The sequence below is a fragment of the Streptomyces venezuelae ATCC 10712 genome (assembly GCF_008639165.1).
GTDB lineage: Bacteria > Actinomycetota > Actinomycetes > Streptomycetales > Streptomycetaceae > Streptomyces > Streptomyces venezuelae.
On record NZ_CP029197.1, the window covers coordinates 7,215,417 to 7,232,323 of the forward strand.

Here is a 16,907-nt window from a genome sequence, read left to right on the forward strand (position 1 = left end):
CGCGCGGGAGGACGAACTGTGCGTACTCAAGGCACTGTTGACCGTCGGAATCTGCTCAAGCTCGCGGGCGGGTCCCTGGCGGCACTCGGTCTGACCGCCACGGGGTGCGGCGCCGGCTCCGGCTCCGGAGACGGCACCGTCACCCTCCGATACGCCTGGTGGGGCTCCGACGACCGGGCCAAGCGGATCAACCAGTCGATCGCCCTCTTCGAAAAGAAGTACCCGAAGATCAAGGTCAAGACCGACTTCCAGCCCTACGCCGACTTCTGGAAGAAGTTCAACACCCAGGCGTCCGGCGGCAACGCGCCCGACGTCTTCCAGAACGCCATCGGCTTCCTGCGCAAGTACGACGCGAAGAACGTCCTGCTCGACCTGCGCGAGCAGGCCGAGCAGGGAAACCTCCGCCTCGACGGCTTCCGGGCCGGCCTGGAGAAGTTCGGCGAGGTCGACGGCAAACTGCTCGGCATACCCGTCGGCAGCAACTCCATGGCCCTCGTCGTCGACCGGACCGTCTTCGGCAAGGCCGGCATCACCCCGAAGGCCGGCTGGACCTGGGACGAGTACCACGCGGCCCTCGCGAAGATCCGCGACAGCCAGGGCCGGGCCGGCGACGCCGGGCCGTACGGGATCATGTACCTGTACGACCTCTACCTGCGCCAGCACGGCAAGGCCTTCTTCACCACCGCCGGACTCGGCTTCACCGAGGCGGACCTGACGGACTGGTGGACCAAGGCACACCAGGGCGTGAAGACCGGCATCTACGCCGACCCCAAGCGGACCATCCAGGCCAAACCCAAGTCGGCGGTCACCGCCGAACTCGCCGCCTGCGAGTTCACCTGGGACAACTTCACCGTCCGGTACGCCTCCGAGGGCAAGAGCCAGTACGGCCTCGCCCCCATCCCCACCACCGACGGCCGCAAGACCGGCCAGTACCTCGGCTCGCTCATGCTCAGCGGCTCCCGGCGCACCAAACACCCCAAGGAAGTCGCCCAGTTCATCGACTTCATGGTCCACGACCCGGACGTCGGAAAGATCATGGGCTACGACCGCGGAGTCCCGGCCACCACCGCCCAGTACGAGGCCTACGTGCCGAACGACGAGGTCGGCAAGCAGATCGCCGCCTACGAGAAGCAACTCGTCGAGTCCCGCGTCCTGGAGCCGATCACCCCGCACCCGGCCGGCGCCGACGTCACCGAAGCCGCGTTCCTGCGGCTCGGCGAGGAGATGTCCCTGGGCACCCGGAGCGTCCCGGACGCGGTGAAGCAGTTCTTCACCGAGGCGAAGACGGCGCTCGCCTCCTGATGGACGCCGCCGTGACCTCCGAACCGCACGCCCCGTCGAACCCCGGGCCGCATCCCGAAGCGCCGCCCGGGCCACCGAACCCGCCCGCCCCGGCGCCCGCCGCCGCGGCCGCCCCGCCCGGCGGGGGCCTCCCGCTCCCGACGCCCCACCGACCCGGGCGGCGTGCCCGAGCCCGCCGCGAGAACCTCGCCGGCTACCTCTTCATGTCCCCCTGGATCGCCGGATTCCTCCTGCTCACCGCAGGACCGATGATCGCCTCGCTCTACTTCGCCTTCACCGACTACAACCTCTTCGACGCCCCCACATGGGTCGGCCTCGACAACTTCACCGAGATGTTCGGCGACCCCCGCTGGCGCACCTCCGTCGAAGTGACCAGCTGGTACGTGGTGATCGGCACCCCGCTCAAACTGGCCGCGGCACTCGGCGTCGCCCTGCTGCTCAACCAGAGCCGGCGCGGACAGGGCTTCTACCGGGCCGCGTTCTACGCCCCCTCGCTCGTCGGCGCCAGCGTCTCCATCGCCATCGTGTGGCGGGCCCTGTTCTCCGACGGCGCCGCGATCGACCGGGGACAGCGGTTCCTCGGCCTGGAGCCCGGCGGCTGGATCGGCGACCCCGACCGCATCATCTACGCACTGGTCGCCCTCACCGTCTGGCAGTTCGGCGCCCCCATGGTCATCTTCCTCGCCGGACTCAAACAGGTCCCGCGCGAGCTGTACGAAGCGGCCCAGGTCGACGGTGCGGGCCCCTGGCGGAGGTTCTGGAGCATCACCCTGCCGATGATCTCCCCTGTCCTCTTCTTCAACGTGCTCCTGGAGACCATCCACTCCTTCCAGATCTTCGGCTCCGCCTACATCATCGGCAGCCAGGGCAACGCCTGCGGACCGGCCGACGGCACCCTCGTCTACACCTGCTACCTCTACATCCAGGGCTTCGAGAACAGCCGGATGGGACTCGCCTCGGCGATGGCCTGGATGCTGCTGCTCGCCGTCGCGGTGGTCACGGCGTTCCTTTTCTGGTCCCAGCGGCGCTGGGTGCACTACGAGGAGGGGGCCCGATGAGCCTCGTACGCACCCGGCCCGGCCCCGAGACCCGGACCCGGACCCGGGCCGGCGGGCCGGCCGGCGCGCGAGCCGGCCGCTCGGCGGGCTCCCTCGCCTGGCACCTCGGGGCGCTCGCCGTCCTGGCCGTCATCCTCTACCCCGTGGTGTGGGTCATCGGCGGCTCGTTCAAACCGAACGACGAGATCGTCGGCAGCCTCGCCCTCTTCCCCACCGACCCCATCACCGACAACTACCGGCGCCTCGCCGACGGCATCGCCGACATCCCCATCACCACCTTCTTCGGCAACTCCCTCTTCCTGGCCGTCGGTTCGGTCATCGGCGTGGTCCTCTCCAGCTCCCTCGCGGCCTACGCCTTCGCCAAGATCGGCTTCGCCGGACGCGGACTGCTCTTCACCGCCATGATCGGCACGCTGCTCCTGCCGTACCACGTGCTGCTCATCCCGCAGTACGTGCTCTTCCAGAAGCTCGAACTCATCAACACCTACACGCCGTTGCTGCTCGGCAAGTACCTGGCCACGGACGCCTTCTTCGTCTTCCTCATGCTCCAGTTCATGCGCGGACTGCCCAAGGAACTCGACGAGGCGGCGCGGCTCGACGGCTGCGGGCACCTGCGGACGTACTGGTCGATCGTGCTGCCGCTGTGCCGGCCCGCGCTCATCACCAGCGCCATCTTCACCTTCATCAACGCCTGGAACGACTTCATGGGACCGCTGATCTACCTCAACGAACCCGAGAAGTACACCGTCTCCCTCGGCCTCAAGATGTTCGTCGACCAGGACGGCGTCGCCAACTACGGCGGCATGATCGCGATGTCGCTCGTCGCGCTGCTCCCGGTGGTGGCCTTCTTCCTCGCCTTCCAGCGATACCTCATCGACGGCATGGCCACGTCGGGGCTCAAATGAGCCGCGAACGCTCCGGGGAACGCTCCAGGGAGCGGTTCCGGGCCCGGTTCGCCGTCTTCGCCGAGTGCCTGCTCGTCGGAGTGTGGATCGGCGTCGCCGCGCTGCCCCTCGTCACCCTTCCGGCGGCCCTCGCGGCCGGCGCGGGGCACCTGCGGCGCTGGACCGGCGACCACGAGACCGGACTTCGCTCCTTCGCGGCCGACCTGCGCGGGGCCCTGCGGGGCGGGGGCTGGGCGGTGGGGACCGGTTACCTGACCGCGCTCGCCGTGGTGGGCGCCGACCTCGCCCTCGTACGGGCGCTGCCCGTGCCCGGCGGGCGAGTCGCGGGGGCCCTCGCGGTCCTCGGCGCGCTCTGGCTGACCGTCAGCCTGCTGCGGGCGGCCACGGCCTGGCGGCCGGGGCGGCGCTGGCGGGACCTGCTGGGCCCGGCGGCGCGGCGCGCGCTGCGCGATCCGGCGGGGTCGCTCCTGGTGGTCTGCGGGCTCGTCGTGATCGCCGCGTCGGCCTGGTTCTCGACACCACTCGCGCTGCCGGCGCTCGGCGTCCTGGTCGCCGCGACCTTGGCGACGGAACGCCGCGTGGCCGCGGTTGCGGGCGATCATCCGGCCGGGACGCTGCCCACCGCCGCCGACCCGGTTGTGGCCGACCGTTCGGCCGGGGCGCTGCCCACCCGCACCTCCGCCGACCCCGTTGTGGGCGATCGTCCGCCAGGGGCGCTGCCCACCCGTCCCTCCGGCGGCCCCGTTGTGGCCGATCGTTCGGCCGGGGCGCTGCCCACCCGCACCTCCGCCGACCCCGTTGTGGGCAACTGTTCCGCTGGGGCGGAACGGGTGGGCACAACGGACGGCGCCCCTTGCCGGGCCTAGGCTTCCGCGCCTGAACCCGCACCGGATGCGTGCCGCGCCGTGGGTGCGGGTCAAGGCACAAGGGGCGGAGGCGCCGCCAAGGGCGCCGTCCCGTGTGCCCACCCTCCCCCAAGCTCTCGGCTTCGCTCGAGCAGGGGGGACCCCCATCGCCCCAGCGGGACGATTGCCCACACGGCGGGTGCGCGCCGTCCCGCTGCGCGCGGCCCTGGGGGTGGGCGCCGTCCCAGCGGGGCGAACGCCCGCACGGGGGTGGGCAGCCACCGTCCCGCCGTGCGCAGCTCTGGGGGTGGGCGTCGCCCCGGCGGGACGAACGCCCATACGGCGGGTCCGCACCGGCCCGCAGCCCTGGGGGTGGGCGTCGCCCCTGCGGGGCGAATGCCCGCACGGCGGGTACGCGCCGGCCCGCCGCGTGCAGGCCTGGGGGTGGGTGCCGCCCCTGCGGGGTGAATGCCCGCACGGCGGGTGCGCGTCGGCGCGCCGCGCGCAGCGCTGGGGCGCCCCGGCGGGGCGGAGGCCCGTGCGGGCGTGGTCGGTTACCGCCCTGTTGGGCGCAGCGCGCCCTGGGGGTGGAGGTCACCGGCCCCCGGCGCGCGCAGGTCGTCTTTCTGTGAAGCCACTGCCACCGGCATGCCCCGCATGCCCCGGAAGGAGTTTCGTGTCCTCTATACCTCGTCGTTCTCTTCTCAAGGCCGCCGCCGTCGCCGGCGTCGCCGCTCAGTTCAGTTGGGTGCTCGGGCGTGAGGACGCTCGGGCCGCCGGGGCGTCGGCGGGTGGGGTGCCCGCGCGTGTCGGGTGGTTGGAGCCCGGTGGGCTCGGGGCCGCCGCCGGGTCGACGTTCGGCGCCGCGTGGCCCAAGGGCGTCCACCCCGGTGACCAGGTCTTCGCGCTCACCGCCGCGGACGGCACCTCCGTCCCCGTGCAGACGTGGACGACCGCCCGCTGGCCCGACGGCTCCCTCAAGTGGACGGCGCACGCCGTCGGTCCCGAGGCCGCCGGGGCCGAGCGTTTCACCCTGGCTCCCGGCACCCCCGCGACGGCGGCGAAGTCCGTGTCCGTCACCGAGTCCGGCCGGCGGATCACCGTCGACACGGGCATCGTCCGGGCCGTCGTCTCCAGGGACGGGGGGAAGCTCGTCGAGTCCGTCACCCGCGACGGCGTGAGGATCGCCACCGACGGCCGGCTCGTCCTGCTCCGTCAGAGCGACCTCGACGACGGCGACCAGGGGAACGAGAAGTGGGAGCGGTTCGACGGCGAGATCTCCGCCGCCGTCGTCGAACAGGACGGCCCCGTGCGGGCCGTGGTGCGGATCGACGGCAAGCACCGCAAGGGCAGCCGCAGTTGGCTGCCGTTCTCCGTGCGGCTGTACTTCTACGCCGGTTCCGAGTCCTTCCGCATGGTCCACACCATCACCTATGACGGCGATCAGAACAAGGATTTCATCCGCGGCCTCGGCGTCCGCTTCACCGTCCCGATGCGCGACGCCCCGTACGACCGGCACGTCCGGATCGCCGGCGAGGGCGCCGGGTTCCTCACCGAGGCCGTCCAGGGGGTCACCGGGCTGCGCCGCGACCCGGGCGCCGCCGTCCGCGCCGCCCAGGTCAAGGGGGAGAAGCTGCCGGATCCCGCCACCTGGGACCAGCGCGTCACGACGCGTATGCAGTACGTCCCGACCTGGGGCGACTACACCCTCGCCCAGCTCTCCGCCGACGGTTTCGGCCTGCGCAAGCGGACCAAGGCGGGCCATGCCTGGATCCCGGCCGGCGGCGGCCGCCGTGCGAGCGGCTTCGGTTACGTCGGTGGGGTGTCCGGCGGACTCTCCTTCGGCCTGCGGGACTTCTGGCAGAAGCACCCGGCCCAGCTCGACATCCGGGGCGCCGCGGGCGACGCCGCCGAGGTCACGCTGTGGCTCTGGTCGCCCGAGGCCCAGCCCATGGACCTGCGCTTCTACCACGACGGCATGGGCCAGGACACCTACCCCGAGCAGCTCGAAGGCCTGAACATCACCTATGAGGACCACGAGCCGGGCTTCGGCACGCCGTACGGCATCGCCCGGACCAGCGAGCTGATGTTCTGGGCGAACGCCGCCACCCCCACCGCGGCGGCGCTCGTCGCCCAGGCGGCCGCCGTCCGCGTCCCGCCGCAGCTCGCCGTCAGTCCGGAAGACCTGGTCCGCGCCCGGGTGTTCGGCGGTCTGTTCTCGCCCGTCGACCGCTCCACCCCGGCCAGGGCGAGGATCGAGGACCACCTCGACTACCTCTTCACCTACTACAAGGACCAGGCGGAGCAGCGCCGTTGGTACGGCTTCTGGGACTACGGCGACATCATGCACACCTACGACGAGGACCGGCACCAGTGGCGGTACGACGTCGGGGGCTACGCCTGGGACAACTCCGAGCTGTCACCCGACCTCTGGCTCTGGTACGCCTACCTCCGCTCGGGCCGCTCCGACGTCTTCCGTTTCGCCGAGGCCATGACCCGGCACACCGGCGAGGTCGACGTCTACCACCTGGGGAAGTGGGCGGGCCTCGGCACCCGCCACGGCGTCCAGCACTTCGCCGACAGCGCCAAGCAGCAGCGGATCAGTACGGCCGTCTACCGCCGCCCGTACTACTTCCTCACCGCCGACGAACGCGTCGGCGACCTCATGCACGACCTGGTGGACTCCGACGAGACGTTCCTGGTCCTCGACCCCATCCGGAAGATCCGCACCGAGCCGTACACCCCGGACCGGCACGCCCTGTCCATCGGCTTCGGCACGGACTGGAGCGGTCTCGCCGCCGCCTGGCTCACCGAGTGGGAGCGCGGCGGCCCCAAGGCCGCCAAGGCGGAGGCGCGGCTGCGCTCCACCATGGAGACCATCGCCGCCCAGCCCAACGGCTTCGTCCAGGGCACCGGTCTCTACGACCTCGACACCGGCCGCTTCGCGGTCGCCGACAAGCCCGTCGTCGGGGTGTCCCACCTCTCCGCGATGTTCGGCCTGGTCGAGATGTGCGCCGAGCTCATCGACCTCGTGGACCTGCCGGAGTTCAAGGAGGCCTGGCTCGACTACTGCCGCTACTTCAACGCCTCCAAGACCGAGCAGGCCGCCCGCTACGGCCAGAACTTCGGCACCCTGCTCCTCTTCCAGGGCCACTCGCGGCAGGACGCCTACGCGGCCGCCCAGCTGAACGACACCAAGCTCGCCCAGCGCGCCTGGGCCAAGTTCGACAAGAGCGACGGATATACCGGAGCGATGGTGTGGGACAAAACGCCCGTCCAGGGCTCCGCCGCCCTCGAACCGGGCTACGAGCATCTGTGGATCAGTACCAACACCACGGCTCTGTACGGCCTGGCCGCCATCCAGAACCTCGCCCTCGTCGGCGACCACCTGCCCGCCTGACCCCCGGAGGCCACACGATGAGGAAGAGAGCCACGCTCGCCGTCGCGGCGACGCTGCTCGGCGCCCTCGCCGCCGCACCCACCGCCCACGCTTCACCCGTCGACGGCCCCTACGGCCAGGGCCTCGACCACTGCACCGCCACGGACACCGGCGCCCTCACCTGCCACTTCGACGTCGCGCCGGGCACGTACGACGTCTCCGTGACCCTCGGCGGCGAGGAGCGCGGGTCCACCGCCGTCGCCGGCGAGACCCGGCGCGCCCTGCTGGCCGAGACCGTCACCGGGGCCGGGCAGCGCGTCGCGCGGTCGTTCACCGTGGACGTGCGCGACCCGGAGGGCGAGCCCACCGGGCCCGCCGGCAGCCCGGGCCTCGACCTGGTGATCGGCGGCGGGGCGCCGAGCGTCACGGCGCTCCGGGTCACCCCCGCCCGCGCGGCCCGGCGGCTCCTCCTCGTCGGGGACTCGACCGTCTGCGACCAGCCGGGCGACCCGTACAGCGGCTGGGGCCAGATGCTCCCCGTCCATCTGAAGCGGGGGATCGCGGTCGCCAACCACGCCGACTCCGGCGAGAGCACCGTCAGCTTCCTGGCGAACCCGGCGCTCTTCGACCGGGTCGAGGCCGCGATCCGGCCCGGCGACCCCGTCCTGATCCAGCTCGCCCACAACGACAAGCAGACGGACGCGGCCACCTACCGCGCCAACCTGACCACGCTGGTCGAACGGGTACGGGCCAGGGGCGGCGAACCCGTCCTCGTCACCCCGGTCGTCCGGCGCTGGTTCAGCCCGGACGGCACCCTGAACAACGGCACCGCCCTGCTCGTCAACGGGCTAGGCGTGGACCATCCCGCCGAGATCCGGGCCCTCGCGGCCGGCCTCGGCACCCCGCTGATCGATCTGACCGCCCTCACCAAGCGCCGGGTCGAGGCACTGGGACCCGAGGCGTCGAAGGCGCTGTACCTGACCACGGAGAAACGGGACAACACCCACACCTCGGTGCGCGGGGCCACGGAGTACGCGGCCCTGGTCGCCGCCGAGCTGCGGGCCCTGGGCATCGTCCCGGACCGGCTGCTCCGCTGACCCGCGCCGGCGGGGCGCCGGGCCTTATGCCGGGCCGGTGACGCCTCTACGATTCCGGTGATCAGCGCCGCCGTGGCGTACCGCGGCGGCGTCACCGTATCCCGGGGGGACCCCTCATGGACGCGTACAACGTGCCCGTCGGACCGGCCGCCGTACGGGGGCCGCGCTACCGGTTCCGCAATCCGGCCCGGCCGGCGTTCGTGGTGCAGTCGCTGATCGCCGCCCAGGCCCTCACCGACGTCTACGTCATCGCGACCGGCGGCGAGGACTCGCCCTGGCTCGCCGACGGCATGGTCCCGTGGCCGGGCGTGCTCCAGGTGTCGTGCTGGATCGCGTTCCTCTTCTGGTTCCACCGGGTGCGTTGCAACGCCGAGGTCCTCGCCCCCGGCCGCCACAGGTACCGTCCGGCCTTCGCCCTCGGCGCCTGGATCGTCCCGCTGGCCATGTGGTGGGTGCCGCGCCGCATCACCCTCGACATCCAGCGGGCCGGCGGGACCCCACGCGACGTGTGGCTGATCAACGCCTGGTGGTCGGTCTGGCTCCTCGACGGTCCGCTCTCGGTCACCTTCCACCTCCTGGTCCTCGGCCGGTGGGACTACCACGGCCCGGTCGACGAGGGCATCGCCGTCCTCTGCGCGGTCCTCGCGATCGCGCTCGTCCGCAGGGTGACCGCCGGGCAGCCCGCCGGCCCCCTGCCGTACTTCAACATGACCTGAGCCCCGGCCCCGTAAGGGACCGGGGGCTGGCGGTCGGCCGAGCGGGGTGAAGGTGAGGGAGAACGCCGCCGGGGCCGCGTCGAGCCGGTACTCCGGCAGCACCCCGGGTCCGCAGGACTGGGAGCCGATGCCGTGCTGGGCGTGGTCCAAGTGCAGCCAGATGGTGTCGCCCGGCACCAGCTCGCCGCGATGGGCGGCCGCGGCCAGCCGCTCGGTGGTCCAGCGGCGGGCGGTGAACGCGAAGGCGGGCTCCCCCTCCACCCGTACGCCCCCGGTCTCCCCGCCGAGCCGCAGCCACCGGGTGTCGATCCGCGCCCCGTTCTCCTGGGGCCGCAGGTACGGGGTGTGCAGCGCGTCCACGGGGGCCGCCCAGCGGCCGAGCCGCGCCGCCGCCCGGGTGTCGGGGTACGCCTCGCCCGGTCCCGCCCCGTACCATTCCGCCCGGTCGAGGGCGGCCGGCAGGCCGAGCAGCACCCCGAGCCGGGGGAGCGGGACCCGCCAGTCGCCCTCGGGTTCCACCTCGACCCCGAGCCGCAGCGCGGTGCCGTCCGACGTCCAGCGGTACGTGGTGCGAAGACCGAGGTCCGACGCGGCCGGGGCGACCCGTGACCGTACGGTCAACGCGCCGCCGTCCAGGACCACTTCGTCGGTACGGTGGCGCATCCGGTGCAGTCCGAGCGCACGCCACAGCGGGCCGTGGCGCTCGTCGGGCTGCCAGGGCGCGCCCTCGTCGTTGTCGGTCGGTGCCCGCCAGACGTCGAGCCGCGGCCCGGCGGTGACGGGGAGCGGACCGAGGGCCGTGAGGACTCCGGTCGCGGCGTCGAAGACACCGGGGCCGAGGGCGATCCGGTCGGCGGCGCGGACCGCCCGGGCCGTCGCCGCCGACGGGCGGGGCGCCGGGCCCTGGACCGTGAGCTGCCCCCAGGCGACCTCGTGCCCGGCGGCCGCCCAGGCGGTGTCCCGCGCCAGCACGGCCCGCACCGTCCACACGGTCTCCGCCCCGGCGCGGTGTGCGGGCGGCGCGGGAAGCATGACCCGGGCGCTCTCCCCGGCGGCGAGCGCGGGCACCTCCAGCGGGCCTTCGGCGAGCGGTTCGCCGTCGGCGAGGAAGGACCAGGTGAAGGCGAGATGCGCGAGATCGGCCACGTCATGGCCGTTGGTCACCAGGACCGTGCCCGGTCCCGCGTCGGTGATCCGGACCGGCTCGACGACCTTCTTGTACTCCAGGAGGCCCGGCGACGGCTGGCGCAGGACTCGACCCCGTCGAGCCGGAGCACCGCCCCGCCGGCCGCCGGCCAGTCGGCGGGCAGGTCGAAGCGGCGCAGATGGTCGCCGGTGGGGTTCTCGGTGGGGACGCGGGGCGGGTCGACGGGGAAGGGGTAGCGGACGTTGGTGTAGGCGGGGCCGCCGTACCCGCCGGGCGCCTCGCCCTGCTTGCCCTGGAGCACCCAGTGTCCCGGCACGGCGATCGTTCCCCAGCCGCCCGCGTCGAAGTCCGGTGCGGTGAACGACTCGTCCTCGGCGTCGGCCGTGGGGGAGAGACGGAAGGCCCAGTCGCCGTTCAGGGAGAGGACGGGGGCGTCGGAGCGGGCGTACCAGGCGCGGGGCGGGAGGGTGCCGCGGCCGGGGGAGACGTCTTCGTACCAGGGCAGGGCGGACATGGTTCTCCTGTCGGAGAGGAAGTCGAAGAGGAAGTCGGAGAGGAAGTCGACGAGGAAGTCGACGAGGAAGGGAGAAGGGGATCGATGGCGCCGAAAGCGCTTGCAGACCTTGTTTCATCCCATCGCGCGGAACGTCCCCGCACAACCCCGCCCGGGCGCCGGACCCTTGGACCTTTGGCGACCCGCCTGGACAGCTCGACGAGCGGCCGCTTAGGGTCGGGGTCCGAATCATCGACGGGCGCCGTTCGCCCGGAACACCGGGAACAGCCGAGGAGCGCGCACGTGGTCACCCTCGCCGATGTCGCCCGCCACGCCGGGGTGTCGGCCAGCACCGTCAGCTACGTGCTCAGCGGCAAACGCTCCATATCCGCCCCCACCCGCGAGCGGATCCAGCACAGCATCGACGCCCTCGGCTACCGGCCGCACGCCGGCGCCCGCGCGCTCGCCAGCAGCCGCACCGACATCCTCGCCCTGATGATGCCGCTCCGCACCGGCCTCTACGTGCCGGTCATGATGGAGATCGCGATGGCCGTCACCACCACGGCCCGCTCCCACGGCTACGACGTGCTGCTGCTCACCGGCGAGGAAGGCCCCGAGGCGGTCCGCCGCGTCGAGGGCAGCGCCATCGCCGACGCCATGATCGTCATGGACGTCGGACTCGACGACCCCCGGCTGCCCTGCCTCCAGGAGGCCGAACGGCCCGCCGTCTTCATCGGACTCCCCACCGAGACCGCGCAGGCCGCGGACGCCGCCGGACTCGACTGCGTCGACCTCGACTTCGCCGCCGCCGGAGCGCGCTGCGTCGAGCACCTCGCCGGCCTCGGCCACACCGGGATCGCCGTCCTCGGCGAACCGCCCGCCGTGTACGAACGGGGTACGGGCTTCGCCGCCCGCACCCTCACCGGACTGCGCGCCGCCGCCGGCGCCCACGGTGTCGGACTGCTCCACCGGCCCGTCGACGGCACCTACGCGGCCGTCGCCGCCGCCGTCACCCGCGTCTTCGAGGAACGGCCCGGCACCACGGCCCTCGTCGTCCAGAACGAGGCCGCCGTCGAACCCCTGCTCGCCCTCCTCCGCCACCAGGGCCGGGCCGTGCCCGAGGACGTCTCCGTCGTCGCCATCTGCCCCGACCAGGTCGCGGTCCACGCCTCCGTGCCGCTCACCGCCGTCGCCGTGCCCGCCCAGGAGATGGGCCGCCTCGCCGTCGAGCGGCTCGTCGCCCGCCTCGCCGGGGAGCAGCCCCGGGGCACCGCCCTCATCCCGCCCCTGCTGACCGCCCGCGCCAGCACGGGACCCGCCGCACCCGCCGCACCCGCCGGACCCGCCGCACCCGCCGGACCCGCCGCACCCGCCGCACCCGCCGCCCCCGGCGGCCCCCGCACGGAGGACCGCCATGGCCGCGGCGGGCGCTGAGGCCGGCGACAGCGCGGCGGAGTTCCGGGCGTTCTTCGAGCGCCACTACGCCGAACTCGCGCGCCTCGCCCACCTGCTGACCGGCGAGACCGACGCCGCCGACGACCTGGCCGCCGACGCCATGCTCGCGCTCTGGCACCGCTGGGACCGGGTCCGCGCCGCCGACCACCCCGCCGCCTACGCCCGGGGTGTCGTCACCAACCTCGTCCGCACCCGCATCCGGGGCACCGTCCGCGAGCGGCGCCGCATCGCCGCCTTCTGGGACCGGCGCCCCGACCACACCGAGGACCCGGACGTGCCCGCCGTCGTCGACGTGCGGACGGCGCTGCGCTCCCTGCCCTTCCGCAAACGCGCCTGCGTCGTCCTCCGGCACGCCTTCGACCTCTCCGAACGGGACACCGCGCTCGCCCTCGGCGTCTCGGTCGGTACGGTCAAGAGCCAGACCGCCAAGGGCATGGCCGAACTCCAGCGGCTGCTCGGCCCACGGGCCGCCACCGAACTCGCCGCGGGGAGGCGCTGATGGACGAGACCCGGCTCCGCCGCGAGCTGCGGGAGGCGGCGCTCGCGCACCGGCCCGACCACGCCCGGATGCTCGCCCGGGTGGAGCGCGGCCTCGCCGCGCCCGAGCCGGCGGCCCGCGCCCCCCGGCCGCGGAGCCGCTGGACGGCGGTCGTCGCCGTCACCGCGGCCGTCGCCGGGGTCCTCGGCCTCGGCGGGCTCGCGGCGACCACCCTCGGCGACCGGCCCGCCGGGCCGGCCACCGGTCTGCCCGCGCCCGGCCCCGGTGCCCGGGCGACCGCCACGATCGACCCCGGCAGCAACCGCTGGTGGGCGCAGAACGACCTCGCCCTTACGACGGACGCGCCGGTCACCGCGCTCACCGTCGAACTGCGGATCGCCCGCACCCCCGGCGTCGTGAGCACCGGCCACTGGCGCACCCGGCCCGCCGAGGACTTCACCGTGACCGCCCGGGACGAGGGCCGGTTCCTGGTCTACCGCTGGACCCTGAAGCCGGGTCGTACGGTCCCGCCGGGGCCGCATGTCTTCGCCGGCCAGTACAACCACGCCGAAGGGGTGCGGGACGCCTCGGGAGACACGTACACCGTGGTCCTGACGGGCGCCGACGGCGGCCGCTCCACCCTCAGCGGCGACTTCGGGACGCACCGCCCGAAGTGACCCCAGGGCCGGAACGGCGCCTGGGGGGGGGCCGGATCAGGCGCCCGTCGTGGAGCCGGGGCGCACGATCATCAGGACGACGACCACGGCCCAGAGGACGTTGAACATCCCGGTCGTCATGGACAGCCGGGACGCGGTGGGCCGCGCCTCCTCCTCCGTGGCCGCGCCCTCGGCGAGGGCGAGCAGTCGCCGCTGACCCGGCAGGACGGCCAGGCCGAGCAGGACCGCGGCGGCGACGGTGAGCACGAGCGAGACGATCAGCCACGCGTCGGTCAGGACGCCGAGCTGGGCGCCGGTGGCGATGCCGAACACCGGCACGACGACCCCCGCGACGGCGTACCCGGTGCAGACCCGATGGAGGAGCACGGCCGTTCCCGTCCCCTCGGACCGGCCGCCCCGCTCCTCGCCGCCGCCGCAGGCCCGGAGCGCGACGCGCGGGAACATCGAGGCGGCCACGGTGATCGATCCGACCGTGACGATCGCCACCAGGACGTGGACGGACAGCAGGAATTCGGTCACGGCGCATGCCTCCGAGAGCTCGGTGTATTGGTAGCCAACATATTGCCCACCTATACATACACGCCCTCCCTCTCGCTTGTGTAGGCTGCCTACCTATGAAGGCGGATGCGGTGCGAGGGCACCTGGACGGACTGCTGCTCGCGGTGCTCGAACCGGGCCCGCTGCACGGGTACGCGATCATCGCGGCGGTGCAGCAGCGCAGCGGAGGCGCGCTCGAACTGCGCACGGGCACCATCTATCCGGCCCTGAACCGGCTGGAGCGCACCGGCCTGCTGAGCAGCAGCTGGCAGTCCTCCGGGGAGCGGCGCCGCCGCTGCTACGAGCTGACCGACGAGGGCCGGCGGACGCTCGCCGGCGAACGCACGGCCTGGAACGAGTTCACCGCGGCGATCGGTTCGGTCCTCAACCCCACCCCACCGCACGGGCTCGCCACATGACCGCCGCGGACACGGGCGACGACACCGACCCCGCCGGCACCGACCCCGGCCGCACCGACCCCGCCGGCGACCCGCTCGCCGCGTACGTCGCCGGCCTCACCGCCGCCCTGCACGGGCCCGCCCGGGCCAAGGACCGGATGATCGAGGAGATCCGCGGCGGACTGGAGGACACGGCGGACGCGCAGATCGAGCGGGGCGTCCCACGGCGTGAGGCGTTCGGTGCGGCGCTCCGGGAGTTCGGGACCGTCGACGAGCTTGTCCCGAGCTGCCAGCGGGAGCTGACCCTCGCCCAGGCCCGGCACACCGCCCGGGTCGTGGCGCTCACCGCACCCTTCCTGATCGCCTGCTGGTACCTCACCGGCGCCACCGGCCAGGAACCCGCGGGATCGGTTCTCCACGCCTCACGACTCCTCGCCGCGCATCTGTCCGGAGTCGCGATCGCCGCCACCCTGCTCGCCGCCGCGGCTCTGGCCGTCACCGGAACCCTGGCCCGCCGGCTGTCCCCGCCGACCCGGCTGCCGGCGATCGTCGCCTGGACCGGCACGACCGCCGGAGCCGCCATGGCGGTGACGACCCTCGCCCTCGCCACCGCCGCCGCGCTCGCGACGAACTGGCCGCTGCTCGCCTTCGCGGGCGCGCTCGCGGCCGCCTCCCACGCCGTGGTGGCCACCTCGGCCCGCGCCTGCCGCCGCTGCGCGCGCCTGCCGGTCCTCGGGGTACCGGAGCCCGGCTGACACCGGACGTCTTCTGCGTGGGACGTTTGAGAAGGCCGCCCGCTCCGTCACGATGAGGGAATGAGCAACGGTTTCGCCACACGCGTCCTGGACGTCACCACCGGAGGGTCGGAGACGGTGTACGACCTGACCGGGGAGTGCGTCGCCTTCCTGGCCGAGGTGGCACAGGGACGGGGAGGCCTCCTCAACGTCTTCACCCCCCACGCGACGACGGGCGTGGCGCTGATCGAGACGGGCGCGGGCAGCGACCACGACCTGCTCACGGCCCTGCACCACCTGCTCCCCGCCGACGAACGCTGGCAGCACCGCCACGGAAGCCGGGGACACGGCCGTGACCACGTCCTGCCGGCCCTCGTCGCCCCGCACGCGACCCTCCCGGTGATCAACGGCGAACTGGCCCTCGGCACCTGGCAGTCGGTGTGCCTGGTGGACACGAACAAGGACAACCCCGACCGCCAGGTCCGCCTGTCCTTCCTGGGATGACGGGGGCCGGTGGCCGTGCCGGAGAGACGTCAGGAGGGTCGGGTCGGGACCGGGTTCCAGTTGCCCAGGTACGTGGACCGGGTTGTGGACGCGGCCTCGGTCGGGCCGAGTTGGGGGCGGTTCTCCGGGACCGTGATCCGGGCGCCCGGGCCGGAGTTGTGGTGTTCGGCGAAGCGTTGTGCCTGCCACGGATGGGCGTCGCGCATGTTCGCGTACGGGGCGACGGCGTCGATCCCCGGGCCGAGGACGCTCTCCCGGACCACGAGCGACGGCCGGGCCGTGAGGTCCGAGCCGGGTACCCAGGGCCGGGCCAGCTTGTAGAAGCCGTCCGGGGCTTCACTGGTGACCCGGCAGCGGACGGCCAGGAAGCCGTACGGGTTCTCCCGGGCCGTCGACGGCGCGAAGACGAAGCCGTGCGGGGCCGCCGCCAGGTCCGGGCGGAGCAGCGTACGGAAGTGGCAGTGCTCGAAGACGGCGGTGGCCCGGCCGAAGACGAAGTCGACGTCGCCCTCGACGTAACAGTGCGCGAAGTACTGGCGGGCGAAGGCCGAGAGCGCCATGGAGTCGGCGTACAGGGTGTCCTGGTGGCCGAGGAAGCGGCAGTGGAAGAAGGCCGACCGGTCGCCCTGCACCTTAAGCGCGACGGCCTGGGTGCCGGGGTTGCCTGGCAGGTCGGTGCGGAGGAAGTCGTTGGCGAAGGAGACGGCGTGCGCGGTGAAGCCGGCCGCCTGGACGGTGGTCGTGGCGGAGCCCGTGGTGCCGTGGGTGCCGCCCTCGGGGCGCGGTGTCCCGGCCGCGTTGGCGTACACCACGACGACGTCCCGGGGGTCGCCGCTCGCGCCGATCCAGGTCATGTCCGTACGGGCGGAGGTCACGGAGACGGTCTCCCGGTACGTCCCCGGGGCGAGCACCAGGGTCCAGCCGGTGCCGCCCGCGGCGGTGACCGCCGCCTGGACGGTCGTGTGGTCCCCGAGGCCCCCCTGGTGCACGTACAGGGTCCGCTCGGTGAGCCGGCGGGCGGGCGAACCGAACCGGCCGAAGGGCCGGGCCGGCGACGGGGAGGCCGCCGAGGCGGGGGCGGCGGGCAGCGCGAGGGCGAGCGCCGCTCCGGCGGCGCCCAGGAGCAGGGAGCGGCGTCCCGGGACGGCTCCGGTGGGGTGCGAAGGCATGCGGGTCCTCCTG

15 protein-coding genes and 2 pseudogenes are annotated in these 16,907 nt (G+C 73.5%); 13 read left to right on the forward strand and 4 right to left on the reverse strand.

Features of this window, described 5'->3' with window-relative positions; genetic code table 11:
- Nucleotides 1-18: 18 nt before the first annotated feature.
- The 7 genes from DEJ43_RS33030 to DEJ43_RS33060 all read left to right on the forward strand — a co-directional run bounded on the left by DEJ43_RS33030 (nt 19) and on the right by DEJ43_RS33060 (nt 9,302).
- The gene (locus DEJ43_RS33030) at nt 19-1,302 is read left to right on the forward strand and encodes an ABC transporter substrate-binding protein (RefSeq protein ID WP_015037782.1); all 1,284 of its coding nucleotides are present in this window, start codon (nt 19-21) and stop codon (nt 1,300-1,302) included.
- Nucleotides 1,302-2,360: a carbohydrate ABC transporter permease gene (locus tag DEJ43_RS33035; protein WP_015037783.1), complete on the forward strand. Its 1,059-nt coding sequence runs from the start codon at nt 1,302-1,304 to the stop codon at nt 2,358-2,360. The genes DEJ43_RS33030 and DEJ43_RS33035 overlap by 1 nt, the downstream gene beginning before the upstream one ends.
- Complete coding sequence (locus DEJ43_RS33040) at nt 2,357-3,265, forward strand: carbohydrate ABC transporter permease (RefSeq protein ID WP_015037784.1); 909 nt, start codon at nt 2,357-2,359, stop codon at nt 3,263-3,265. The genes DEJ43_RS33035 and DEJ43_RS33040 overlap by 4 nt, the downstream gene beginning before the upstream one ends.
- Nucleotides 3,262-4,131, forward strand: a complete 870-nt coding sequence (locus DEJ43_RS33045; RefSeq protein ID WP_015037785.1) for a serine/threonine-protein kinase — start codon at nt 3,262-3,264, stop codon at nt 4,129-4,131. Before DEJ43_RS33040 ends, DEJ43_RS33045 begins: the two co-directional genes overlap by 4 nt.
- 655 nt (nt 4,132-4,786) lie before the next feature.
- Nucleotides 4,787-7,510 carry an exo-rhamnogalacturonan lyase family protein gene (locus DEJ43_RS33050; RefSeq protein WP_015037786.1) on the forward strand — a complete coding sequence of 908 codons (2,724 nt, stop codon included), beginning with the start codon at nt 4,787-4,789 and terminating at the stop codon, nt 7,508-7,510.
- A gap of 17 nt (nt 7,511-7,527) precedes the next feature.
- A complete protein-coding gene (locus tag DEJ43_RS33055; protein ID WP_015037787.1) occupies nt 7,528-8,586 on the forward strand; it encodes a rhamnogalacturonan acetylesterase in 1,059 nt (352 codons plus the stop codon).
- Nucleotides 8,587-8,702: 116 nt separating this feature from the next.
- Nucleotides 8,703-9,302 (forward strand): DUF4328 domain-containing protein, encoded by a 600-nt coding sequence (locus DEJ43_RS33060; RefSeq protein WP_015037788.1) that lies wholly within the window; start codon nt 8,703-8,705, stop codon nt 9,300-9,302.
- Between the two features lie 45 nt (nt 9,303-9,347).
- Here the strand turns inward: DEJ43_RS33060 and DEJ43_RS33065 are convergent.
- Both DEJ43_RS33065 and DEJ43_RS38820 read right to left on the reverse strand, forming a co-directional pair.
- A pseudogene (locus DEJ43_RS33065) lies at nt 9,348-10,550 on the reverse strand (beta-galactosidase small subunit family protein); the annotation flags it as partial.
- A pseudogene (locus tag DEJ43_RS38820) lies at nt 10,547-10,963 on the reverse strand (sugar-binding domain-containing protein); the annotation flags it as partial. The pseudogenes DEJ43_RS33065 and DEJ43_RS38820, both read right to left, overlap by 4 nt.
- A gap of 282 nt (nt 10,964-11,245) precedes the next feature.
- On the opposite strand from DEJ43_RS38820, the gene DEJ43_RS33070 reads away from it, so the two are divergent.
- Genes DEJ43_RS33070 through DEJ43_RS33085 form a run of 3 tightly spaced genes read left to right on the forward strand, consistent with a single transcriptional unit; the run spans nt 11,246 to nt 13,552 of the window.
- Nucleotides 11,246-12,376: a LacI family DNA-binding transcriptional regulator gene (locus DEJ43_RS33070; RefSeq protein WP_015037791.1), complete on the forward strand. Its 1,131-nt coding sequence runs from the start codon at nt 11,246-11,248 to the stop codon at nt 12,374-12,376.
- A complete protein-coding gene (locus DEJ43_RS33080) occupies nt 12,357-12,896 on the forward strand; it encodes a SigE family RNA polymerase sigma factor (protein ID WP_015037792.1) in 540 nt (179 codons plus the stop codon). Before DEJ43_RS33070 ends, DEJ43_RS33080 begins: the two co-directional genes overlap by 20 nt.
- The gene (locus DEJ43_RS33085) at nt 12,896-13,552 is read left to right on the forward strand and encodes a hypothetical protein (RefSeq protein WP_015037793.1); all 657 of its coding nucleotides are present in this window, start codon (nt 12,896-12,898) and stop codon (nt 13,550-13,552) included. Before DEJ43_RS33080 ends, DEJ43_RS33085 begins: the two co-directional genes overlap by 1 nt.
- 36 nt (nt 13,553-13,588) lie before the next feature.
- Here DEJ43_RS33085 and DEJ43_RS33090 read toward each other — a convergent pair whose 3' ends face one another.
- Nucleotides 13,589-14,071, reverse strand: coding sequence for a membrane protein (locus tag DEJ43_RS33090; protein ID WP_015037794.1), 483 nt, complete (start codon nt 14,069-14,071; stop codon nt 13,589-13,591).
- 95 nt (nt 14,072-14,166) lie between these two features.
- Here DEJ43_RS33090 and DEJ43_RS33095 point away from each other — a divergent pair, with 95 nt between their 5' ends.
- From DEJ43_RS33095 to DEJ43_RS33105, 3 genes are read left to right on the forward strand one after another with little or no spacing between them, the layout of a single operon-like run.
- The gene (locus DEJ43_RS33095; protein ID WP_015037795.1) at nt 14,167-14,508 is read left to right on the forward strand and encodes a PadR family transcriptional regulator; all 342 of its coding nucleotides are present in this window, start codon (nt 14,167-14,169) and stop codon (nt 14,506-14,508) included.
- A complete protein-coding gene (locus DEJ43_RS33100; RefSeq protein WP_015037796.1) occupies nt 14,505-15,242 on the forward strand; it encodes a permease prefix domain 1-containing protein in 738 nt (245 codons plus the stop codon). The genes DEJ43_RS33095 and DEJ43_RS33100 overlap by 4 nt, the downstream gene beginning before the upstream one ends.
- Before the next feature lie 60 nt (nt 15,243-15,302).
- Nucleotides 15,303-15,725, forward strand: coding sequence for a secondary thiamine-phosphate synthase enzyme YjbQ (locus DEJ43_RS33105; RefSeq protein WP_015037797.1), 423 nt, complete (start codon nt 15,303-15,305; stop codon nt 15,723-15,725).
- Nucleotides 15,726-15,754: 29 nt separating this feature from the next.
- Here DEJ43_RS33105 and DEJ43_RS33110 read toward each other — a convergent pair whose 3' ends face one another.
- A complete protein-coding gene (locus DEJ43_RS33110; protein ID WP_015037798.1) occupies nt 15,755-16,894 on the reverse strand; it encodes a pectinesterase family protein in 1,140 nt (379 codons plus the stop codon).
- Between the last annotated feature and the right edge of the window lie 13 nt (nt 16,895-16,907).

Bases quoted from the DNA above. Each gene is read 5' to 3' on its own strand.
- DEJ43_RS33035 (WP_015037783.1), top strand. From the start codon at position 1,302: ATGGACGCCGCCGTGACCTCCGAACCGCACGCCCCGTCGAACCCCGGG.
- DEJ43_RS33040 (WP_015037784.1), top strand. From the start codon at position 2,357: ATGAGCCTCGTACGCACCCGGCCCGGCCCCGAGACCCGGACCCGGACC.
- DEJ43_RS33045 (WP_015037785.1), top strand. From the start codon at position 3,262: ATGAGCCGCGAACGCTCCGGGGAACGCTCCAGGGAGCGGTTCCGGGCC.
- DEJ43_RS33055 (WP_015037787.1), top strand. From the start codon at position 7,528: ATGAGGAAGAGAGCCACGCTCGCCGTCGCGGCGACGCTGCTCGGCGCC.
- DEJ43_RS33060 (WP_015037788.1), top strand. From the start codon at position 8,703: ATGGACGCGTACAACGTGCCCGTCGGACCGGCCGCCGTACGGGGGCCG.
- DEJ43_RS33080 (WP_015037792.1), top strand. From the start codon at position 12,357: ATGGCCGCGGCGGGCGCTGAGGCCGGCGACAGCGCGGCGGAGTTCCGG.
- DEJ43_RS33085 (WP_015037793.1), top strand. From the start codon at position 12,896: ATGGACGAGACCCGGCTCCGCCGCGAGCTGCGGGAGGCGGCGCTCGCG.
- DEJ43_RS33095 (WP_015037795.1), top strand. From the start codon at position 14,167: ATGAAGGCGGATGCGGTGCGAGGGCACCTGGACGGACTGCTGCTCGCG.
- DEJ43_RS33100 (WP_015037796.1), top strand. From the start codon at position 14,505: ATGACCGCCGCGGACACGGGCGACGACACCGACCCCGCCGGCACCGAC.
- DEJ43_RS33105 (WP_015037797.1), top strand. From the start codon at position 15,303: ATGAGCAACGGTTTCGCCACACGCGTCCTGGACGTCACCACCGGAGGG.
- DEJ43_RS33110 (WP_015037798.1), bottom strand. From the start codon at position 16,894: ATGCCTTCGCACCCCACCGGAGCCGTCCCGGGACGCCGCTCCCTGCTC.